This is a genomic window from Mycobacterium sp. NGS18, assembly GCF_059813185.1.
The window spans coordinates 60,381-80,405 of the sequence record NZ_JCALEC010000005.1; the positions used below are offsets into that span (position 1 = coordinate 60,381).

The window sequence follows — 20,025 nt, forward strand, 5'->3', positions numbered from 1 at the left end:
ATGACTGCTGCAGTCCCGGACAACTTCGTCGCCGGCCTGGAAGGCACGGTGGCCTTCACCACCGAGATCGCTGAACCGGACAAGGACGGCGGCGCGCTGCGCTACCGCGGTGTCGACATCGAGGACCTGGCTTCGCGCGTCAGCTTCGGCGACGTGTGGGCCCTGCTGGTCGATGGCGACTTCAATCGCCCGCTGGCCCCCGCCGAGGCGCAGGAACTGTCGGTGCGCACCGGTGATGTGCGAGTCGATGCCCAGGCCGCGGTGGCGATGCTGGCGCCGCAGTGGGGCTTCAAGCCGCTGCTGGACACCGACGACGCCACCGCCCGTGACCAGTTGGCGCGCGCGGCGGTGATGGTGCTGTCCTACGTCGCGCAGTCGGCGCGCGGCTCGCAGGCGCCGGTGCCGCAGTCGGAGATCGACGGCTGCGCCACCATCACCGAGCGGTTCATGACCCGCTGGCGCGGCGAACCCGACCCCCGCCACGTCGAAGCGATCGACGCCTACTGGGTATCGGCGGCCGAGCACGGGATGAACGCCTCCACGTTCACCGCCCGGGTGATCGCCTCCACCGGTGCCGACGTCGGCGCGGCGCTGTCCGGTGCGATCGGCGCGATGAGCGGCCCGCTGCACGGCGGTGCCCCGGCCCGGGTGATCCCGATGATCGCCGAGGTCGAGGACTCCGGCGACGCCCGCGCGGTGGTCAAGGGCATCCTGGATCGCGGCGAGAAGCTGATGGGCTTCGGCCACCGGGTGTACCGCGCCGAGGACCCGCGCGCCCGGGTGCTGCGCGCCACCGCCAAGCGGCTGGCCGCGCCCCGCTACGAGGTGGCCGCGGCCCTGGAGCAGGCGGCACTCGCCGAGCTGCGGGAGCGCCGTCCGGACCGGGCCATCGAGACCAACGTCGAGTTCTGGGCGGCGGTGATCCTGGACTTCGCCGAGGTGCCTCCGGCGATGATGCCGGCGATGTTCACCTGCGGCCGCACCGCGGGCTGGTGCGCCCACATCATGGAGCAGAAGCGGCTGGGCAAGCTGGTGCGCCCGTCGGCGATCTATGTGGGGCCCGGCCCGCGCAGCGCGGATTCGGTTGCCGGCTGGGATCGGCTTTCACACCCCGTGGGCTGATCCGTTGTCGCACTTGCGCCGAACGTGTCACCACCGCGAAATTCTGCGCGTTTTTTCGCAGTGAGTACACGCTCGGCGCGAGGGCCAAGGCATCACTGATCAGCGGCGCCGCAGCGCTCCCAGCAGGTTCTGCAGCAGCGGCACGTCGGAGTAATCCTCCACCTCGTCGAGCATGTCGGGAACCCGGGTGAACTTCACCCGCGGCCGGTCCTGCGCTTCGCCGCGGGCGATCTCGGAGGAGTCGATGGCCTTCCAGCCGGCGGCGTCGATCACCTCGGGCTGACGGGCGTGCACCATCCGCGCCACCGACCGCGGCCCGCCGATCGGCTCGCTGAGCTCCCCGGCGTTGTAGTCGGCGACCAGGGCTTGAATGGTCTTGAGCGAGTCGGATTTGTTGGTGCCGATGAAGCCGTTGGTCCCGCGCTTGATCCACCCGGACACGTACGCTCCTGCAACCGGCTGCCCGGTTGCCGGGTCGACGACGCGACCGCCCTCGTTCGGCACCACACCGGCGGCGTCGTCGAACGGCAGGTCGGCGATCGGGGTGCCGTGGTAGCCGATCGAGGTCAGCAGCAGCCCGGCATCGAGCCGGCGGACTTCGTCGGTACCGGTCACCGTGAATTCCACTGCCGTGGCACGGTTTTCGCCGATCACCCGGGCCGGGGTCAGCTGGTAGGCGAACCGGATGCGCGGTTTGGTGATCGGCGCTGAGGTGTCACCCAGCTTGGTCAGGATCTCCAGTTTCTGCCGGGTGAAATCATCGCGCACGGTCGCCAGGTCGTTGCGCACCCGGGCATGGTCCTCGGCATCGAGCACCACCTCGGCGGTCTGGGTCAGGCCGACCAGTTCGGGCAGGGTGAACGCGGAGTCGATCGGCCCGCGCCGGGCCGCGATCACCACTTCCTGCACGCGGGACTCGCGCAGCACCGCCAGGGCATGATCGGCGATGTCGGTGCCGGCCAGCGTGTCGGGGTCACAGGTCAGGATGCGGGCCACATCGAGTGCCACGTTGCCGTTGCCGACGATCACCACGCGCTCGTGGCTCAGATCGACCGGCAGATCGACGAAGTCGGGGTGCCCGTTGTACCAGCCGACCAGCTCGGTGGCGGTGCCGGTGCCGGCCAAGTCCATGCCGTCGACCTTTAACCGGCGGTCATGCAGCGCGCCGGAGGCGTAGAGCACGGCGTGGTGGTACTGAAGCAGGTCGGCATGGCTCAGGTGCTTGCCGACCTCGACATTGAGGAAGAAGTTGAAGCCCCGCCGCCGGGAGATCTCGTCGAACAAGCGGGTGACCAGCTTGGTGTGCTGGTGGTCCGGGGCCACCCCGGCACGCACCAGCCCGTAGGGGGTGGGCAGCTTCTCGAACACGTTGACCAGCACACCGGGCTGGGTCAGCAGCTCGTCGGCGGCATACATGGCCGCCGGACCCGAGCCGACGATGGCCACCGTCAGCGGATGCCTGCCGCGCTGGTGCACTTCGGCTGCCGGCAGGATCGGCGCCAGCTTGGACGTCGGCGGCAGCTTCACCCCCTCGGGCCGCTTGGGGTAGTAGGACTTGTTGATCTCGATGAACGGCAGCTGCTCGGGCGGCAGCGCGGTGTCCGGGTAGATCGCGCCGACCGGGCAGGCCCGCACGCAGGCGCCGCAGTCCACGCAGGCGTCCGGGTCGATGTAGAGCATCTCCGTGGTGGCGAAGTCCGGTTCATCCGGGCTGGGATGAATGCAGTAGACCGGGCAGGCGAAGACGCAGGACGCGTCGTTACAGCATGCCTGGCTGATGACGTGCGGCATGAGGCGGCGGACTCGCTGGCTTAGGCGACGCGCGACAGGTGCGCGCGCTGCGGCTGGGCCCGGAAGCGCGACGGCGCCCCGTTGATCCGGCACATCCGCCACACCAGCTTGGCGACCGGGTTCATCAGCCCGGTGTCGTGGCAGAGCATCCGCACATCGGCGAACATGTCCGACAGCATCCGGCGGGCGTCGGCGGACCCGAAGAACACGTCCTTGCGCACCGAGCGGGGAATGTCGAACTCCTGCCAGAACGCCTTCGGCGGAACGACGATCGCCGAGCACAGGATCCGCATGGTGACCGGCACGAACAGCGACAGCCAGAACCGCTTGCGGCGCGGCAGGGTCGGCACCCGCTTGTTGAGGTATTCGTGCGCGAACGAGATGTGCCGCGCCTCTTCGGCGACGTGGATCGCCATCACCTTCTCCATGATCGGGTGCAGCGTCTTGCCCTCGCGCAGGATGTCCTTCTGAATGTGGTCGATGGGCTCCTCGCCGGCGAGGATGCCGAACCAGAACGGGATCGGCAACGGGCCGGCAACCAGCGGAATGAACGCCGCCAGCCACTTGAGGAACCGCGGCATACCGGGCACGTCGGCGCCGATGTGGTTCACCATCTCCTGGAACATCAGGGTGTGGTTGCACTCCTCGACCGACTCGTGCAGGCAGTAGCGGTACTCCGGTGAGCCGTTGGGCACCCAGAACGCGTAGTTGAGCAGGCCGCGGATCAGGATGGACTCGAAGTGCAGGCCGACCTTGGCCACGTTGGCCTGGCGCCACATGCCGATCTTGATCTGCAGGTCCTCGGGCTGCGCCTGGTACCAGGCGTGCTTGCCCAGCGGATCGGTGGCCGGCAGGATCCACCTCGGGTCATTCTCGAACACCTTGAATTCCGGGCTGTCCCAGTCGATGTCGAGGTAAGGGTTGAAGTGCCGCCGCACCGAGCCTTCCGACAGGGTGTTGAGCATGTCGACGTAGGCAGTGTCGTCGGACACTTCCATGTTGGCCCGCCACCGCCGCACGATGCCGGTTCGGGCCGGTTTCTGAGCCGTTTTCTGAGCCATCGGAGACACCCCCACTGACGTTTACATTTGGGCTTGTTATGTACAACGGTACCGCAGGTATCGCCTACCCGTCCAGACCTTCAGCCGCCTTGTGGTCGTGACAGGTGTCGAGTGTCTCATGTGATTTCGGTCACGATAAACCTGCCGTGCGGGTGGCCGCCCGGCGCTGTCTACGCTAGAGACCATGGCTGAGCAGCTCACGATCCCGGACAACATCAAGCCCGCCGACGGACGGTTCGGTTGTGGGCCCTCCAAGGTCCGGCCGGAGCAGTTGAACGCGCTGGTCACCACGGCAGCGCCGCTGTTCGGCACCTCACACCGCCAGGCGCCGGTCAAAGACCTCGTCGGCCGGGTCCGCACCGGGGTCCGCGAGCTGTTCTCGGTGCCCGACGGCTACGAGGTGGTGCTGGGCAACGGCGGCTCCACCGCGTTCTGGGACGCCGCGGCGTTCGGCCTGGTCGACAAGCGCTCCCTGCACCTGACCTATGGCGAGTTCAGCGCGAAGTTCGCCTCGGCGGTGGCCAAGAACCCCTTCGTCGGCGACCCGATCATCATCAAGGCCGAGCCCGGCAGCGCCCCGGAGCCGGCCTCCGACCCGTCCGTCGACGTCATCGCGTGGGCGCACAACGAGACCTCGACCGGGGTGGCGGTGCCGGTGCGCCGGCCCGACGGCGCCGGTGACGCCCTGGTGCTGATCGATGCGACGTCGGGCGCCGGGGGCCTGCCGGTCGACATCACCGAGACCGACGCCTATTACTTCGCCCCGCAGAAGAACTTCGCCTCCGACGGTGGGCTGTGGCTGGCGATCATGAGCCCGGCCGCGCTGGCTCGTATCGAGGCGATCGCCGCGTCGGGCCGCTGGGTGCCGGAGTTCCTGTCCCTGCCGATTGCGGTGGACAACAGCTCCAAGAACCAGACCTACAACACCCCGGCGATCGCCACCTTGGCGTTGATGGCCGAGCAGCTGGACTGGATGTTGGGCAACGGCGGGCTGGACTGGGCGGTCAAGCGCACCGCGGATTCGTCGCAGCGGCTGTACTCCTGGGCGCAGGAGCGGCCGTTCACCACACCGTTCGTCGCCGAACCGGCGCTGCGGTCACAGGTGGTGGGCACCATCGACTTCGTCGACGAGGTGGACGCCGCCGCGGTGGCCAAGGTGCTGCGGGCCAACGGCATCGTCGACACCGAGCCCTACCGCAAACTGGGCCGCAATCAGCTGCGGATCGCGATGTTCCCGGCGGTCGAGCCCGACGACGTCAGCGCACTGACGCAGTGCGTGGACTGGGTCGTCGAGCGACTGTAGAGCGCGACTGTAATCAACTCGTTATAAGGCCAGCGTGTCACCGCGGCCGCGGTCGGTTGCTGCACTAGAGTCCGCAGCTAACGGGCCTTCGCGAGGAGAAGTCATGAAGGAATTGACAGTCGTAGGTCTCGACGTCGACGGCAAACACGTCATCTGCGAGAGCGTCTGCGGTGAGGACGAACGCGCCGACATGTTCCGGCTGCGCATCGACGACCGGCTGCGGTCCGCGGTGCGCGGCGAGGGCAATCGTGTCGGGCAGACCCAGATCGATCTGGGAGGAATCATGCTGCGTCCGAAGGACATCCAATCCCGTATCCGTGCCGGCGCGTCGGTCGAGCAGGTGGCCGCCGCGGCCGGCGTGGACGTCTCCCGAGTGGAGCGGTTCGCCCACCCGGTGCTGCTGGAGCGGTCGCGCGCCGCGGAGCTGGCGGCCGCCGCGCACCCGGTGCTGGCCGACGGGCCGGCCGTGGCGACGCTGCTCGAGGTGGTCAGCAGTGCGCTGATGGGGCGCGGCCTCAACCCCGATCACAGCAGTTGGGACGCGTGGCGCAACGACGACGGACGCTGGACGGTGCAGCTGGCCTGGAAGGCGGGCCGCTCCGACAACGTCGCGCACTTCCGGTTCGCCCCGGGCGCGCACGGCGGCACGGTGACAGCCGTCGACGACTCGGCGATGGAGCTGATCGACCCGGACTTCGACCGTCCACTGCGGCCGGTGGCCACGGTCGCCGAATTGGCCTTCGAGGAGCCGGCCGCCCCGCCGGTGGCGGAAGAGGAGCCGGTCCGCCAGCGCTCGACGGCCCGGTCCCGTCGCAGCAAGCCGTCGGTCCCCGGTTGGGAGGACGTACTGCTCGGGGTGCGCTCAACCGGCTCGACCGGTCAGCGCTGAGCGACCAGCACCACCAGCACGAGCCACGCTCCAACCACGCCGATTGCGGCGCCCAGCGCCAACCACCGCAACACCGGGGCACGCCGCCAACCCCAGATCGTGGGCGCCAGCCCGCCCACCGCGATCAGGTTGAGCCCGACCGCCACCGCGGGGTGCACCCGGGTCAATCCCAGGCTCAGCACCGCGATAGCGGTTCCCGAGACTGCCGCGACGAACGCCGCCACGGTCAAACCCGTTGCCCACGGCGTGGTTTGGGTGGAACTCATTCCGGCAGCCTAGTGCGCTCGTAGAACGCCAGCGCGGCCGCCGTCGCGACGTTGAGGGAGTCGGTGCCCCGCGACATCGGGATGCGCACCCGAACATCGCTGGCACGCATGGCCTGCTGCGATAGACCCGGTCCTTCGGCGCCGACCAGCACGGCCACCGGCTCGCCGCGCACCTTCGCCATCGCCGTCGACAGCGTCTCGGCCCGCGGGTCCGGGGTCATGGCCAGCAGGCGAAACCCGCTCTGCCGCAGCATCGCCAGATCGGCCGGCCAGTCCGCCGACCGGGCGAACGGCACCAGCAGGGCGTGCCCCATCGACACGCGCACCGCACGCCGGTACAGCGGGTCGGCGCAGCCACTGCCGAACACCACCGCGTCGACGCCCAGGCCGGCGCCGTTGCGGAAGATCGACCCCAGGTTCTCGTGGTCGTTCACACCCTCGAGCACCGCGATGGTCCGGGCGCCGGCGACCAGATCGGCCACCGTCGGTTCGGCCACTCGTGAGGCCGCGGCCAGCACACCGCGGTTGAGGTGAAAACCCACCACCTCGGCCATCACCTCGGCCGACACCCGGTAGTAGGGCACTCCGGGGACGCCGGCGAGGTCCGGCGCCAACTCCGTGAGCCGGCGATCGGTGCCCAGCAACGCCCGAGGCGCGAAGCGCGAGGCCAGCATCCGCTGCACCACCAGCACCCCTTCGGCGATCACCAGTCCCCTGCCGGTGGGCAGGTCCGGGCGGCGGTCGATGCTGTTCAGGTCGCGGAAATCGTCCAGCCGAGAATCGGCGGGGTCGGTGATATCGACGACGTCGATGACCCTGGCCACTGGCCGAACATTACCGGCGAGGCGCTAACGTCAACGGCGATGACCCCCCAGCTGCCGCCTGAGCCCTCCCCCGAGCCGCCACCGCTGCCGGCCGCGCTGCTGCGCGTCTGGCCGGTGATCGGCGCCGGGGTCGCCGGCTTCGGCTGCGCGACCGTCGCGGCGTTCGCGGTACCGGCCCTCCAGACCTGGCGGCCGGTCAGCGTGGCCGGGTTGGGCGTCGGCGTGCTGGGCACCACGATCTTTCTGTTGCAGCGCGGCGCGGCACGGCGCGGCGCGCGCGGCGCCCAATCCGGGCTGGAACACGAATAAAGTTGCTCGATCCAAGGAGGAATGAGATGGCAGCCCCACTGTTGCAGGCAGAGATCGACATCAAGGCACCGGTCACCGAGGTATGGAACCTGATCTCCGACTTCCGGCGGATGCCGGAGTGGAGCCCGCAGTGCCGGTGGATGAAACCGCTGGGTGCGGTTCGTTCGGGCACCCGCACCCTCAACTTCAACCGGCGCGGCCGGCTCTACTGGCCCACCAGCTCCGTCATCACCGAGTACGTCCCGGATCGCAAGCTGGCCTTCCGGGTCACCGAGAACCACAGCGTGTGGAGCTATGAGCTCGAGCCGACCGCCGAGGGCACCCGGGTCACCGAGAGCCGCCGCGCCGACGACGGAATCACCTCGGTATCCACGTTTTTGACGAACAAGTTCATGGGCGGGGTCGAGAACTTCGAGCAGGAGTTGATCGCGGGCATGAACGCCTCATTGGCGCGAATCAAGGCAGCCGCCGAACACCGCTGACGCGTCCCGCAAGTGCGGTAATGTCCTTCGTCACCGTCGAAAGTGGGAGGGAGCCATGGAGGCAACGCAGTTCGGCCCTCGAATGCTGAGCGGCATCGCAGCGACCGCGGTACTGCTGGCCGCCGGCCTGGCGCCGGTGGCAGCGGCACCGGAGATCGTCACGCATGCGGCCGCCGAGGTGGCCGCGGTCTCCACCGAGGTGGCGTTGACCGGCAGCGCGCTGGTCGACGGCATCGACGGCATCCTCGCCGACGTGGCCGCCTTCGATGCACCGGGCACCGCCGATGCATTCGATATCGCCGGTCTGTTCAATGCGGAATTGGCTGCCGCCCAAGGGTTCTTCAACAGCCTGTTCGGCCTGCCCGGGACGTTGTTCAACGACGTCCAGAACGTCATCACCAGCCTGGCCAACCTCGACTTCGGGATGGCCTTCAGCGAGGCGGTCGACATCCCGCGGGACATCATCAACTATGTGCTTGGCCTGCCGGGGCTGGTGCTCAACACCATCTACACCATGGCCGTGGTGCTCCCGGGCGAGTACCTGTTCAACTTCGGTTAGGGAGTATCCGGCTCTTCCGGTTCGGCGGGGGCTTCGACGGCCGGTGTTTCAGCGGCAGTATCGATTTCGACGGCAGTGTCGGTCTCGGCCGGGGCTTCGGCCACCACTTCAGCCGGTTCGGCCGGGGCTTCGGCCACCTCTTCAGCCGGTTCGGCCGCGGTGATCTCGGCGGGGGCAGCGCTCTCGACGATCTCCAGCACGCCGTCGTCGTAGGGGTCGTGGGCCGGGGAACCGGTACCCGCCGGTGCCGGGGTGTCACTGTGGGCGCCACAGCCGTACTCGGCGTCGACCACCCGGCCGTCGGCGGACATCTCGTTGCCGCAAGCCCCGAACGCCGTGCCGAGCACGCCGGCCAGCGGCAGGTAGAAGCCGCAGTCCCGGCAGACCCGTTTGGTCGAGCGCGCCATCGCCGACTCCGGACCGTAGTCGCCGTCATGCCAGCGCTGGGCCGCCTCGGCGCGGCCCAGCGGGCTCATCAGCCAACGCCGGCTCAGACCGATCTCGCCGGCCACCTCGTCGAGCTCCGGGTCACCGCTGGAGGTGTAGCCCGGGACCAATCGCGGGTCGTCGGCGGGCGGTGCGAGCAGGTCCCCCGGACCCAGGTCACCGGGCCGGACCCGCTGGTCCCACGGCACCCACTCCGGCGCCAACAGGGCCGTGGGCCCGGGGACCAGCACCACCTCGCTGATGGTGGAGTGCGCGGAGCCCGGGATGGCCGCGACCACGACGGCCCACTGCCAGCCCTGATAGCCCGGAAGCAGCGCGGCGAACCGGTGGGTGGCGGCGGTGGCGTCCTCGTAGTCGACGCCCAGGTGCTCACCGACGGTGTCGGCACCGCTGAACTCGGCGACGGCCACACGGGCCTGGTCGACGGCCTCAGCCAGCACCGCGGGTACGGCGATGGTCGCGGTGTCTGATTCTGCGCTGGGTCGCATCACGCGGGTCCTTTTCTCACTCAATGACGTCCCTATACTGCCGCAGCGCGGTCCGCTCAGCCACACGCAGGCACGATCGCGGCCTGCGCGGCGAGGCGATCGGAATAGGGAAGAATCGAACCGTGTCTGCACGGCGGCGTGATCTACCCGACCCGGGCCGGCGCCGTCGTCCTGGCTCCGGACCCGGAAACGGCTCGGCCGCCGAGCATCCCGGCATGGCCAACTACCCCAGTGACCAGCGGCAGCGCACGCCGATGCCCAGCGCCAACCGCTACCTGCCGCCGCTGCGCGACCACAGCGAGGCGCCCCGCCGGCACAGCCCGCCCGAGGACGCCGGCACCGCTGACCGCGTCACGGTGACCCGGGCGGCCGCAGCCCGCAGCCGCGAAATGGGCTACCGGATGTACGGGCTGGTGCAACGGGCCGCCACCGCCGACGGCGCCGACAAGTCCGGGCTGACCGCGCTGACCTGGCCGGTGGTCGCCAACTTCGCGGTGGACGCGGCGATGGCCGTAGCGCTGGCCAACACCTTGTTCTTCGCCGCGGCCACCGGGGAGAGCAAGGGCCGGGTGGCACTGTATCTGCTGGTGACCATCGCCCCGTTCGCGGTGGTCGCGCCCTTGATCGGGCCGGCCCTGGACCGCATCCAGCACGGCCGGCGCGCGGCGCTCGCCTTGTCGTTCGCGCTGCGCACCGTGCTGGCTCTGGTGCTGATCGCCAACTACGACGGCGCCGCCGGCACCTTCGGCTCCTGGGTGCTCTACCCGTGCGCGCTGGCCATGATGGTGTTCTCGAAGTCGTTCACGGTGCTGCGCAGCGCGGTGACGCCGCGGGTGATGCCGCCCTCGATCGACCTGGTGCGGGTCAATTCCCGATTGACGATGTTCGGTCTACTGGGCGGAACGATTGTCGGCGGCGGCATCGCCGCGGGCGCCGAATACATCTTCACCCGGCTGCTTCACCAGCCCGGGGCGCTGTTCGTGGTCGTCGCGGTCTCGGTGGCCGGGGCGGGCCTGGCGATGCGGATCCCGCGGTGGGTCGAGGTGACCACCGGCGAGATCCCGACCACGCTGAGTTACCGCTCGAACGAGCGTCGCCGCAGCTGGCCCGAACACATCAAACGGGCCGGCGGGGCGCTGAGCCAACCGCTGCGTCAACCGCTGGGCCGCAACATCATCGCCGCGGTGTGGGGTAACTGCACGATCAAGGCCATGGTGGGTTTCCTGTTTTTGTACCCGGCGTTCGTGGCCAAGCAGCACGACGCCAACGGCTGGGTGCAGCTGGGCATTCTCGGGCTGATCGGCGCCGCCGCCGGGCTGGGTAACTTCGCCGGCAACTTCACCAGCGCCCGACTGCAACTGGGCCGGCCCGCGGTGCTGGTGGTGCGCTGCACCATGGCGGTGACCGCCGTCGCGCTGGCGGCGGCGGTGGCCGGAACCCTGGTGATGGCCGCCATCGCCGCCCTGGTCACCTCCGGCGCCAGCGCGGTCGCGAAGGCGTCGCTGGACGCCGCGCTGCAGGACGACCTGCCCGAGGAGTCGCGGGCGTCGGCGTTCGGCCGCACCGAATCGACCCTGCAACTGGCCTGGGTGCTCGGCGGTGCGCTGGGGGTGCTGGTATACACCGACCTGTGGGTGGGCTTCACCGCGATCACCGCGCTGCTGATCCCGGGGCTGGCCCAGACCATCCTTTCCTTCCACGGCGACTCGTTGATCCCCGGTTTGGGGGGCAACCGTCCGGTGCTGATCGAGCACGACGGCGCCCGCCACGACCCGGTGAGACAGGGGTGATGAACAGGTGAAACGCTCGACGGCCGTGCTGGTAGCGGTGCTGGTGGTGGCGGCATCGGCGCTCGCCGGGTTCGGCACCTGGTGGTTCACCCGCGGCAGCGAGCCGGCACCGCCGCAGATCAGCGCCTACTCCAACGGGCGCCTCACCCATGCCGGGCCCTACCTGTACTGCGATGTACTCGACCTCGACGAGTGCTTCGTGACCGAGGCGAAGGGCACGCTGGCGGTCGACGAGCGCCATCCGGTCCAGCTCTCGGTGGACAGCGTGATCAGCCGGGCGCCGTGGCGGCTGCTGCGGCTCTACGACGACCCGGGCGACGCCACCGGTGAGATGTATTCGCCGGGCAGCACCCTGGCGGTCACCGTCCCTACCGTCGATCCGCAACGCGGCCCGCTACGCGGTCTGGTGGTGCAGCTGCTCACGCTGGTCGTGGACCGGGACACCGACGAGACCTTCGCGGTGCCGCACGCCGAATGGGCGGTGGGCCTGCAGTGGGCCGCTCATTCGCTCGGCTGAGCTCCGTGGCCGGCGGTCACCCGCTCGGCGTCCGGGACCGGCCCCGGCGGGGTCCCGTCACCGAATGGCCTGCCGCCCAGCGCCTCTCGCCCATGCGGTGAAAGCCAGTTGGCCAGGTCCGGGCCGTCGGGAACGATCCCGGAGGGATTGATGTCGGCGTGCACGATGTAGTAGTGCCGCTTGATCTGGACGAAGTCGATGGTGTCGCCGAACCCGGGTGTCTGGAACAGGTCTCGCGCGTAGGCCCACAGCACCGGCATCTCGGACAGCTTCTGCCGGTTGCATTTGAAGTGCCCGTGATAGACCGGATCGAACCGCGCCAGGGTGGTGAACAGCCGCACGTCGGCCTCGGTGATGGTGTCGCCCACCAGGTAGCGCTGATCCGCCAGTCGTTCGCTGAGCCAGTCGAGTGCGGTGAACAACCGGTCGTAGGCGGCGCTGTAGGCGTCCTGGCTGCCGGCGAAGCCACACCGGTAGACGCCGTTGTTGATCTCGGTGTAGATCCGCCGTGCCACCTCGTCGATCTCGGCGCGTAGCGGTTCGGGATACAGCTGCGGGGCGCCGTCGCGGTGGTAGGCCGTCCACTGCGTGGAGAAGTCCAGGGTGATCTGGGCGAAGTCGTTGGTGACCACCGCACCGGTGGGCACGTCGACGACCGCCGGCACGGTGATGCCCTTGGGGTAGTCGGCAAAGCGCTTGAAGTAGGCGTCCTGCAACCGCGGGATCTTCAGCACCGGGTCGATGCCGCCCGGGTCGAGGTCGAAGGTCCAGCTGCGCTGATCGTGGGTGGGACCGCAAAACCCTATGGAGAGAACGTCTTCCAGACCGAGCAGTCGTCGCACGATGATGGTGCGGTTGGCCCACGGGCAGGCCCGCGCGACGATCAGCCGGTAGCGGCCGGGCTCGACGGGGTACCCGTCGCGGCCGTCGGCGGTGATCCGGGTGGTGATGTAGTCGGTGTCGCGCTTGAAATCGCCACCGGTAGCAACGTAGGAGGCCATGGTTACCAGCGTGCCACGGTCGTGCAGAGCTGAGCTCAGCTTTGCTGCACAGCAGAGTCGGCCCCGAAGCGCCGGGCCAGATTGGGTTCGTCGGAGGCACCCGGCTCCCAGTGCGCGATCCACGGTCCGGTGCCTTCCGACGGATCGAGGATGCCGTCCTCGAGCCAGGTATAGCGGTCCTCGAGCACCGCGTGGGCCAGCGCGACGTCGGTGTCGTCGGTGTTGGTCCACAACGCGGCGAACAGCGCCTCGACCCGCAGGCGCGACTGCTGACAGAACGCGTCGGCCAGCTGGTAGGCCTGCTGCCCTTCGGCGGCATCAGCCACCCGTTGCGCCTCCGCGTGCACGCAGACCGCCGCCATCGCGAACAGCTCCGCCCCGATGTCGACGACGCGGCCCAAAAAGCCCTGCTTCTTCTCCAAGCCGGCCTGCCAGCGCGCCATGCCGTAGAACGTGTTGCGCGCCAGCTTGCGCGAATGCCGTTCGACAAAGCGCAGATGCGCCGCCAACCGGCCGAACTCATGGTAACCGGTGGGACGCTGACCTTCGCCGAAAACCAATTGCGGCAACCACTTTGAGTAGAAGCCGCTGGCTCCGGCGGCCGATTGGGCCTTTTGCCGCAGACCGGCTTTGGGGTTGGCGAGCTCGCCGGCGGCGCTCAGGTGTGGGTCGACGGCCTCGCGTGCGATCAGCAGCCGCATGATCTCGCTGGATCCCTCGAAGATGCGGTTGATCCGCAGGTCGCGCACCAGTTGTTCCACCGGTACCGCACGCTCCCCGCGGGCGGCGAGCGACTCCGCGGACTCATAACCGCGGCCCCCGCGAATCTGCAGCAACTCGTCGGCGATGACACAGGCCATCTCGCTGGACCACAGCTTGGCCAGCGCCGCCTCGATCCGGATGTCATTGCGGCCTTCGTCGGCCATCTGACCGGACAGCTCCAACACCGCCTCCAGCGCGTAACCGGTGGCGGCGATGAACGCGATCTTTTTGGCCACGGCCTCGTGCTCGCCGACCGGCTTGCCCCACTGGACCCGCTCCCGCGACCACTCCCGGGCGATCTTCAGCGACCACTTCGCCGATCCGGTCGCCATCGCAGGGATCGCCAGGCGCCCGGCGTTGAGGGTGGTCAAGGCGATCTTCAGGCCATCGCCCTCGCGCCCGATCAGGTTCTCGGCGGGCACCCGGACCGCATTCAGCCGGGTCAGCCCGTTCTCGATCCCGCGCAACCCCATGAACGCGTTGCGGCGTTCGACGGTGATCCCGGGTGAGTCGGCTTCCACCACGAAGGCGCTGACCCCGCCGCGGTGCCCGTCGGCCTTGGGCACGCGGGCCATCACCACCAACAGGTCGGCGACGACGCCGTTGGTGGTCCAGAGCTTCACACCCTCCAGTTCGTAGGCGGCGCCGTCCTCGATCGGTGTCGCGGTCGAGGCCAGCCGGGCCGGGTCGGATCCGACGTCGGGCTCGGTCAGCAGGAACGCCGACACCGCTCCGGCCGCACACCGCGGCAGGAACTTCTTCTTCTGTTCCTCAGTGCCGGCCAGTTTGAGCGGTTCGGGCACCCCGATCGACTGATGCGCGCTCAGCAGCGCCCCCAGGCTGGCGTGCACGCTGGACACCATCACCAGCGCCCGGTTGTAGGCGACCTGCGTCATCCCCAGACCGCCATACTCGCCCGGGATCTTCAGCCCGAAACAGCCGAGCTCCGCCAGACCCTTGACGTATTCGTCCGGAATCCGGGCGTCGCGTTCGATGACAGCGCCATCGACGGTTTCAAGGAACTCCCGCAGCCTGCCCAGGAATTCCTCGGTGCGCGCGGCATCGTCATCAGACGGCCGGGGAAACGGGTGAATCAGCTCAAGCGGGAAACGCCCCAAAAACAGCCCCTTGGCGAAGGACGGTTTGTCCCAACCACTTTCGCGGGATTCCTCCGCGACAGCCCTGGCTTGCTCCTCGGTGACCTGCTGTGCCATCGGACACCTCCCGGTTTGACAGCGCTCGTCGTCGAGCGATTACCAACCGGTGTTCCCCGATCAGGCCGGCCGCTACACCTCGGCGCGGGCCTTGGCCGCGGGCCTTGGCTAGGCGTCGAGCTCGCGCGCCACGGCCTTGACCACCTCGGAGATCTGCCGGGCGGTCTTGCGGTCGGGGTATTTGCCCTTGCGCAGTTCGGGCTGCACCGTGCCTTCCAGCAGGGTGATCATGTCCTCGACCATGCCGTGCAGCTCGTCGGGGCTGTGCTTGTGTTCGGCCGGCGCCGCCTCCCGGCGGCTGCGGGTCAGGCTCGGCGGCGGATCGATCAGCGTGACGGTCAGCGCCTGCGGTCCGCGACGGCCGGCGGCCACGCCGAACTCCACCCGCTGGCCCGCCTTGAGACCCTCCACGCCGTCCGGCAGGGCCGAGGCGCGGACGTAGACGTCCTCGCCCTCCTCCTGGGACAGGAAGCCGAAGCCCTTCGCGGCGTCGTACCACTTCACCTTGCCGGTCGGCACTGGTCTCACCTGCTTGTCTTGGACGATCACGCACTCGGGGGACATAAAGGAAGCGTCCCGCCTGCGCAGGACGCGTCGGCTGCCGATCTTACTCGGACCACGCCCGCATGAGCACCCCGGTTTACTCGGTAAGCTGGTGGCGCCGCTGGAGAGGACGTGCGTCAGACGCCGAACGGGTTCTGGTCGCCCTCCGGCCAACCGAATCGGATACGCACATGACGTTGAGGCAACGGGATCTGCAGACTCCACCGCCGCAGGTGGACGCCGCCGGCGCGGACGACAAGAACGTCGCCCGGCAAGCCTTCGATGAAGCCGTGCAGCGAGCCATCGCCCAACAGATGCCGACCTCTGGCCCGCTGGTCGATACGTTCGGCCGAGTGCACACCGATCTGCGGATCTCCCTGACCGACCGGTGCAACCTGCGCTGCACCTACTGCATGCCGGCCGAAGGCCTGGACTGGATTCCCAGCCAGCACCTCCTGCAGGACGACGAGCTGATCCGGCTGATGCGGATCGGCGTCACCCGGCTGGGCATCACCGACATCCGGTTCACCGGCGGCGAGCCGTTGCTGGCCCGCCATCTCGAGGACGTGGTGGCCGCCGCGGCGAGCCTGCAGCCGCGTCCCGAGATCGCGCTGACCACCAACGGCCTGGGGCTGGCCCGGCGCGCCGGCGCCCTGGTGGCTGCCGGGCTGGACCGGATCAACGTGTCGCTGGACACCGTCGACCGCGCCCACTTCGCCGAGATCACCCGGCGGGATCGGCTGCCCGACGTGCTCGACGGCCTGGACGCCGCCGCGCAGGCCGGCATGAAGCCGATCAAGGTCAACGCGGTGCTCGCGCCCAAGGTCGCCGGCGAGGACATCGTCAACCTGCTGCGCTTCTGCCTGCAGCACGGCTACCAGCTGCGGGTCATCGAGATGATGCCGCTGGACGCCGACCACAACTGGAACCGCGACGCCGGCCTAGGTGTCGAGCAACTGCTGGAGATGGTGCAGGCCCAGTTCGCGCTGCGACCCGACCCGAAGCCGCGCGGTTCCGCACCGGCCGAGGTGTGGCTGGTGGACGAGGGCCCGGATCACCCGGCCGGCACCTTCGGGATCATCGCCTCGGTGTCCCGCCCGTTCTGCGGTGACTGCGACCGGACCCGGCTGACCGCCGACGGCCAGATCCGCAACTGCCTCTTCGCCGCCGAGGAATCCGATCTACGGGCGCTGTTGCGGGACGGCTCCGACGACGACGCCATCGAGCAGGCATGGCGAGCCGCCATGTGGACCAAGAAGGCCGGCCATGGCATCAACGATCCGGATTTCATTCAGCCGGATCGCCCGATGAGTGCGATAGGTGGTTGACCCATGACGCAGCAGATCGACAGCCTCACCGCCGTTGCGGTGACCGTCCGCTACTTCGCCGCGGCGCGAGCGGCCGCCGGCGTCGAATCGGAGACCATTCAGGTGCCGGCCGGCGCCGGCGTGGCCGCGCTCGCCGAGACGCTCGCGCGCGGAAATGAGCGGCTGGCGACGGTGCTGGGACGCTGCTCCTACCTGCGTGACGGGGTCGCGGTGCGCGACCAGGCGGCGGCGCTTCGGCCCGGCGAGACCATCGACGTACTGCCGCCGTTCGCCGGCGGTTAGCGAGCCTCGACGAAGGAGAGGCGAAGCTGGACCGCCGCAATGAATTCGGCGGTTAGCGAGCCTCGACGAAGGAGAGGCGAAGCTGGACCGCCGCAATGAATTCGGCGGTTAGCGAGCCTCGACGAAGGAGAGGCGAAGCTGGACCGCCGCATCAAACCCGGCGGATGACATGATTTACGTCACATAACGAATTGATCACGGACTGACAACGGCTTGGTAGCGCATGCTCTGACCTGCGCTGATGTGGCCGATTCCTGGTGTTTTGAGAAGAACCAGCAGTGAAAACACCCGGGCGCGCCAAGCGTGACGATGCCAGTAAGACCGGTTACGGTACATCTCCGGGTGCATCGAAAATCTTCCGGTCGATCCACCTTTCCTCTCCCGTAGCGCCGAACTCCATCCAACGGGCGGGGAAACCGACAAATACCTGATGGATGGAGGCGGGGGACCCGACCGGTCCGCCGCGAGCGGACCTGGGGCCACCCTCGGCCCCTTGGGGTGAAGCCGTAGCACGCACCACGGTGCGTTAACGCCGGGCAGTTGTGCTGGCCCGAACCCGACGCTGACCTCGCAGGCGTAGACAGAGAGGAATTCACCACCGTATGAGTGGACGGCATCGCAAGCCCACCCAGTCGAACGTCAACATCGCCAAAATCGCCTTCACCGGTGCCGTGATCGGTGGCGGCAGCCTCGCCCTCGCCGGGCACGCCGCCGCGGCCACCGATGACGAATGGGACCACGTCGCCCGATGCGAATCCGGTAACAACTGGGGCATCAACACCGGCAACGGCTACCAGGGCGGCCTGCAGTTCTCGCCGAGCACCTGGAGCAGCAACGGCGGCGGCAAGTACGCCCCGTCGGCGCACCTGGCCAGCCGCGAGCAGCAGATCGCCATCGCCGAGAACGTACTGGCGCGCCAGGGGCGCGGAGCGTGGCCGGTCTGCGGCCGCGGCCTGTCCGGTGCGTCGCAGCGCGAGGTTCCCCCGGCTCCGGCCGACGCGCCCATCGACAACCCGGAGATCAATGGCCAGACCGTGGCCATGGACAACCCGATGGCCCCGCCGCCTGCTCCCGAGCCGGCACCGTGGTGGGCTCCGCCGGCCCCCGAGGCCCCGGCACCCGTCGAGGAGGGCGCCGCACCGGCGGCCCCGGTCGGCTGGATGCCGCCCGCTCCGGAGGCTCCCGCCCCCGAGGCCCCGGCCCCTGAGGCTCCCCCGATCGCCGAGGACCTGCCGCCGGCTCCCGAAGCACCGGCTCCCGAGGCACCGGCTCCCGAGGCACCGGCCCCCGAGGCACCGGCCCCCGAGGCTCCGGCTCCCGAGGCGCCCGCCCCGGTTGCCGAGGATGTCCCGCCGCCGGCTCCCGAGGCACCCTGGTGGATGCCGCAACCGCCCGATGCTCCCGCTCCCGAGGCACCTGCTCCCGAGGCGCCCGCGTCCGGCGACGAGGCAGCCCCGGCCCCCGAGGGTGAGAAGGCGCAGGCCGTCTCGGTCGGCTTCCATCAGCAGCTGTGGCAGGCCATCCGGTCGGAGAATGTCAGCGGCAACGACGCGCTGGCCGCGTTCGCGCAGCAGCCCGCGCGCGTCGTCTAGGACCACACGAAAAGAGGGGGCCGGTTCGCCGGCCCCCTCTTTCGTTTCTATGTCTTAGGCCGAGCCGACCCATTCCTCGGTGCCGTCGGCGAAGAACTGGTGCTTCCAGACCGGCAGCCGCTCCTTGATGGTGTCGACCAGCAGCGCGCACGCCTCGAAGGCCTCCCGGCGGTGATCGGCGGCCACGGCGGCCACCAGCGCGGCATCACCGATGTGCAGGGCGCCGACCCGGTGGCTGGCCGCCAGCGCGCGGACCCCGGGGGACTGTTGGGCGATCTCTGCCAGCACCTCGGCCAGCACCTGTTCCGCCGTCGGGTGCCCGGAGTACTCCAGTCGGGTCACCTGCCGGCCGTGGTCGTGGTCGCGGATCATGCCGACGAAGCCGACAATCGCACCCGCGGCCCGATGACCGACCAGCTCCTCGTGTTCGGTCAGCAGGATGGGCTCTTCGGTGACCGCCGCCCGCAGCACCAGCGCGCCGGTGGCCGTCATCGTTCGTGGTCTCCGCCGGCGAGCTGATCCAGGGCGTGATCCAAGACGTCAGCGAGCACCCCGAGCCCGTCGCGCACTCCGCCGGTCGAGCCGGGCAGGTTGACGATCAGCGTCCGCCCGGCCACACCGCACATGCCCCGGGACAGCACCGACGTCGGGACCTTCGGTAGGCCGGAGCGGCGGATGGCGTCGGACAGTCCGGGAATCTCGTAGTCGAGCACCGCGGCCGTCTGCGCCGGGGTGTCGTCAGTCGGCGAGATTCCGGTGCCCCCGGAGGTGATGACCAGGTCCACGGGCGCTGCCACCGCGGCCCGCAACGCCGCGCCGACGGCTTCACCGTCGGAGACGACTTCGGGCTGCGCCGGCGCGAAGCCGCGCTGCGCCAGCCAGTCGGCGATGACCGGCCCGGTGCGGTCGTTGTACACCCCGGCCGAGGCGCGGGTGGAGGCGATGATGACGTGGGCGGTGCGGGCGCGTGCGGCGGTCACCGGCGCTCCCAGGCTCCGGTGCGCCCGCCCTCTTTGGCCAACACCCGGATGTCGCCGATGACCGCGGCGCGGTCGACGGCCTTGATCATGTCGTAGAGGGTCAGGGCCGCCACGCTGACCGCGGTGAGCGCCTCCATCTCCACCCCGGTGCGGTCGGTGGTGCGTACCGAGGCGGTGATGTCGATCTGGGATTCGCCGATGGTGAAGTCGACGTCGACGCCGGTGAGCGCCAGCTGGTGGCAGAGCGGGACCAGATCGCTGGTGCGCTTGGCGGCCATGATGCCGGCCACCCGCGCGGTCGCCAGCGCATCGCCCTTGGGCAGCCCGCCGGCCGAGATCAGCTGCACCACTTCCGCGGTGGTGCGCAGCACTCCGGCGGCGACGGCGGTGCGCTTGGTGGCCGCCTTGGCGGTGACGTCGACCATGTGGGCCGCACCGCGTTCGTCGAGGTGGGAGAGCGGCCCGGCCATGGTGG

General features: G+C 69.4%; 22 protein-coding genes and 1 riboswitch. Of the genes, 11 read left to right on the top strand and 11 right to left on the bottom strand.

From position 1 onward, the window contains the following. Window positions 1–1,122, top strand: coding sequence for a citrate synthase 2 (locus AC5Y31_RS11520; RefSeq protein ID WP_499980467.1), 1,122 nt, complete (start codon window positions 1–3; stop codon window positions 1,120–1,122). Between the two features lie 99 nt (window positions 1,123–1,221). Here AC5Y31_RS11520 and AC5Y31_RS11525 read toward each other — a convergent pair whose 3' ends face one another. Continuing rightward, entirely contained in the window at window positions 1,222–2,913 is a 1,692-nt protein-coding gene (locus tag AC5Y31_RS11525; protein ID WP_499980468.1) for an FAD-dependent oxidoreductase, read from the bottom strand. 20 nt (window positions 2,914–2,933) lie between these two features. Next, the gene (locus tag AC5Y31_RS11530; protein WP_064856741.1) at window positions 2,934–3,974 is read right to left on the bottom strand and encodes an AurF N-oxygenase family protein; all 1,041 of its coding nucleotides are present in this window, start codon (window positions 3,972–3,974) and stop codon (window positions 2,934–2,936) included. A gap of 184 nt (window positions 3,975–4,158) precedes the next feature. Between AC5Y31_RS11530 and serC the strand changes: the two genes are divergently transcribed. Next, window positions 4,159–5,277 carry a phosphoserine transaminase gene (gene serC / locus AC5Y31_RS11535; RefSeq protein ID WP_499980470.1) on the top strand — a complete coding sequence of 373 codons (1,119 nt, stop codon included), beginning with the start codon at window positions 4,159–4,161 and terminating at the stop codon, window positions 5,275–5,277. Between the two features lie 103 nt (window positions 5,278–5,380). Then, a complete protein-coding gene (sepH, locus tag AC5Y31_RS11540; protein ID WP_065023004.1) occupies window positions 5,381–6,166 on the top strand; it encodes a septation protein SepH in 786 nt (261 codons plus the stop codon). Here the strand turns inward: sepH and AC5Y31_RS11545 are convergent. Together AC5Y31_RS11545 and AC5Y31_RS11550 are read right to left on the bottom strand one after the other, a co-directional pair. Continuing rightward, a complete protein-coding gene (locus AC5Y31_RS11545) occupies window positions 6,157–6,432 on the bottom strand; it encodes a DUF2537 domain-containing protein (RefSeq protein ID WP_065023005.1) in 276 nt (91 codons plus the stop codon). The two genes, sepH and AC5Y31_RS11545, sit on opposite strands and share 10 nt — an antisense overlap. After that, window positions 6,429–7,256, bottom strand: coding sequence for a TrmH family RNA methyltransferase (locus AC5Y31_RS11550; protein ID WP_499980472.1), 828 nt, complete (start codon window positions 7,254–7,256; stop codon window positions 6,429–6,431). Before AC5Y31_RS11550 ends, AC5Y31_RS11545 begins: the two co-directional genes overlap by 4 nt. A gap of 39 nt (window positions 7,257–7,295) precedes the next feature. On the opposite strand from AC5Y31_RS11550, the gene AC5Y31_RS11555 reads away from it, so the two are divergent. Genes AC5Y31_RS11555 through AC5Y31_RS11565 form a run of 3 tightly spaced genes read left to right on the top strand, consistent with a single transcriptional unit; the run spans window position 7,296 to window position 8,606 of the window. Then, entirely contained in the window at window positions 7,296–7,565 is a 270-nt protein-coding gene (locus tag AC5Y31_RS11555) for a DUF2530 domain-containing protein (RefSeq protein ID WP_065023007.1), read from the top strand. Between the two features lie 26 nt (window positions 7,566–7,591). Beyond that, the gene (locus AC5Y31_RS11560; protein ID WP_065023008.1) at window positions 7,592–8,047 is read left to right on the top strand and encodes an SRPBCC family protein; all 456 of its coding nucleotides are present in this window, start codon (window positions 7,592–7,594) and stop codon (window positions 8,045–8,047) included. Window positions 8,048–8,102: 55 nt separating this feature from the next. Next, window positions 8,103–8,606, top strand: a complete 504-nt coding sequence (locus tag AC5Y31_RS11565) for a hypothetical protein (protein ID WP_499980474.1) — start codon at window positions 8,103–8,105, stop codon at window positions 8,604–8,606. Here AC5Y31_RS11565 and AC5Y31_RS11570 read toward each other — a convergent pair. Next, on the bottom strand, window positions 8,603–9,541 hold the full coding sequence (locus AC5Y31_RS11570; RefSeq protein WP_499980477.1) for a DUF3027 domain-containing protein: 939 nt from the start codon (window positions 9,539–9,541) through the stop codon (window positions 8,603–8,605). The genes AC5Y31_RS11565 and AC5Y31_RS11570 overlap by 4 nt on opposite strands. 122 nt (window positions 9,542–9,663) lie before the next feature. Between AC5Y31_RS11570 and AC5Y31_RS11575 the strand changes: the two genes are divergently transcribed. After that, window positions 9,664–11,331, top strand: coding sequence for an MFS transporter (locus tag AC5Y31_RS11575; RefSeq protein WP_499980479.1), 1,668 nt, complete (start codon window positions 9,664–9,666; stop codon window positions 11,329–11,331). A 7-nt stretch (window positions 11,332–11,338) separates the two neighbouring features. After that, the gene (locus AC5Y31_RS11580; protein WP_065023012.1) at window positions 11,339–11,848 is read left to right on the top strand and encodes a DUF2771 domain-containing protein; all 510 of its coding nucleotides are present in this window, start codon (window positions 11,339–11,341) and stop codon (window positions 11,846–11,848) included. Here AC5Y31_RS11580 and AC5Y31_RS11585 read toward each other — a convergent pair. The 3 genes from AC5Y31_RS11585 to AC5Y31_RS11595 all read right to left on the bottom strand — a co-directional run bounded on the left by AC5Y31_RS11585 (window position 11,833) and on the right by AC5Y31_RS11595 (window position 15,344). After that, window positions 11,833–12,849, bottom strand: coding sequence for a glutathione S-transferase family protein (locus AC5Y31_RS11585; protein ID WP_065023013.1), 1,017 nt, complete (start codon window positions 12,847–12,849; stop codon window positions 11,833–11,835). The genes AC5Y31_RS11580 and AC5Y31_RS11585 overlap by 16 nt on opposite strands. Before the next feature lie 35 nt (window positions 12,850–12,884). Further along, window positions 12,885–14,825: an acyl-CoA dehydrogenase family protein gene (locus AC5Y31_RS11590; RefSeq protein WP_499980481.1), complete on the bottom strand. Its 1,941-nt coding sequence runs from the start codon at window positions 14,823–14,825 to the stop codon at window positions 12,885–12,887. Window positions 14,826–14,933: 108 nt separating this feature from the next. Then, a complete protein-coding gene (locus tag AC5Y31_RS11595) occupies window positions 14,934–15,344 on the bottom strand; it encodes a cold-shock protein (RefSeq protein WP_064856730.1) in 411 nt (136 codons plus the stop codon). A gap of 215 nt (window positions 15,345–15,559) precedes the next feature. Between AC5Y31_RS11595 and moaA the strand changes: the two genes are divergently transcribed. The 3 genes from moaA to AC5Y31_RS11610 all read left to right on the top strand — a co-directional run bounded on the left by moaA (window position 15,560) and on the right by AC5Y31_RS11610 (window position 18,570). Further along, window positions 15,560–16,696 carry a GTP 3',8-cyclase MoaA gene (gene moaA, locus AC5Y31_RS11600; protein WP_499980482.1) on the top strand — a complete coding sequence of 379 codons (1,137 nt, stop codon included), beginning with the start codon at window positions 15,560–15,562 and terminating at the stop codon, window positions 16,694–16,696. A 3-nt stretch (window positions 16,697–16,699) separates the two neighbouring features. Beyond that, on the top strand, window positions 16,700–16,978 hold the full coding sequence (locus AC5Y31_RS11605; RefSeq protein WP_499980484.1) for a MoaD/ThiS family protein: 279 nt from the start codon (window positions 16,700–16,702) through the stop codon (window positions 16,976–16,978). Window positions 16,979–17,355: 377 nt separating this feature from the next. Then, a riboswitch (cyclic di-AMP (ydaO/yuaA leader) is annotated at window positions 17,356–17,571 on the top strand. Window positions 17,572–17,580: 9 nt separating this feature from the next. Continuing rightward, entirely contained in the window at window positions 17,581–18,570 is a 990-nt protein-coding gene (locus tag AC5Y31_RS11610; protein WP_499980485.1) for a transglycosylase family protein, read from the top strand. A gap of 54 nt (window positions 18,571–18,624) precedes the next feature. On the opposite strand, the gene AC5Y31_RS11615 is transcribed toward AC5Y31_RS11610, so the two are convergent. Genes AC5Y31_RS11615 through moaC form a run of 3 tightly spaced genes read right to left on the bottom strand, consistent with a single transcriptional unit; the run spans window position 18,625 to window position 20,020 of the window. Further along, a complete protein-coding gene (locus AC5Y31_RS11615) occupies window positions 18,625–19,062 on the bottom strand; it encodes a molybdenum cofactor biosynthesis protein MoaE (protein ID WP_499980486.1) in 438 nt (145 codons plus the stop codon). After that, window positions 19,059–19,517, bottom strand: a complete 459-nt coding sequence (locus tag AC5Y31_RS11620; RefSeq protein ID WP_499980788.1) for a MogA/MoaB family molybdenum cofactor biosynthesis protein — start codon at window positions 19,515–19,517, stop codon at window positions 19,059–19,061. The genes AC5Y31_RS11615 and AC5Y31_RS11620 overlap by 4 nt, the downstream gene beginning before the upstream one ends. Before the next feature lie 29 nt (window positions 19,518–19,546). Then, window positions 19,547–20,020, bottom strand: a complete 474-nt coding sequence (gene moaC / locus AC5Y31_RS11625; RefSeq protein WP_065023031.1) for a cyclic pyranopterin monophosphate synthase MoaC — start codon at window positions 20,018–20,020, stop codon at window positions 19,547–19,549. Window positions 20,021–20,025: the final 5 nt, after the last annotated feature.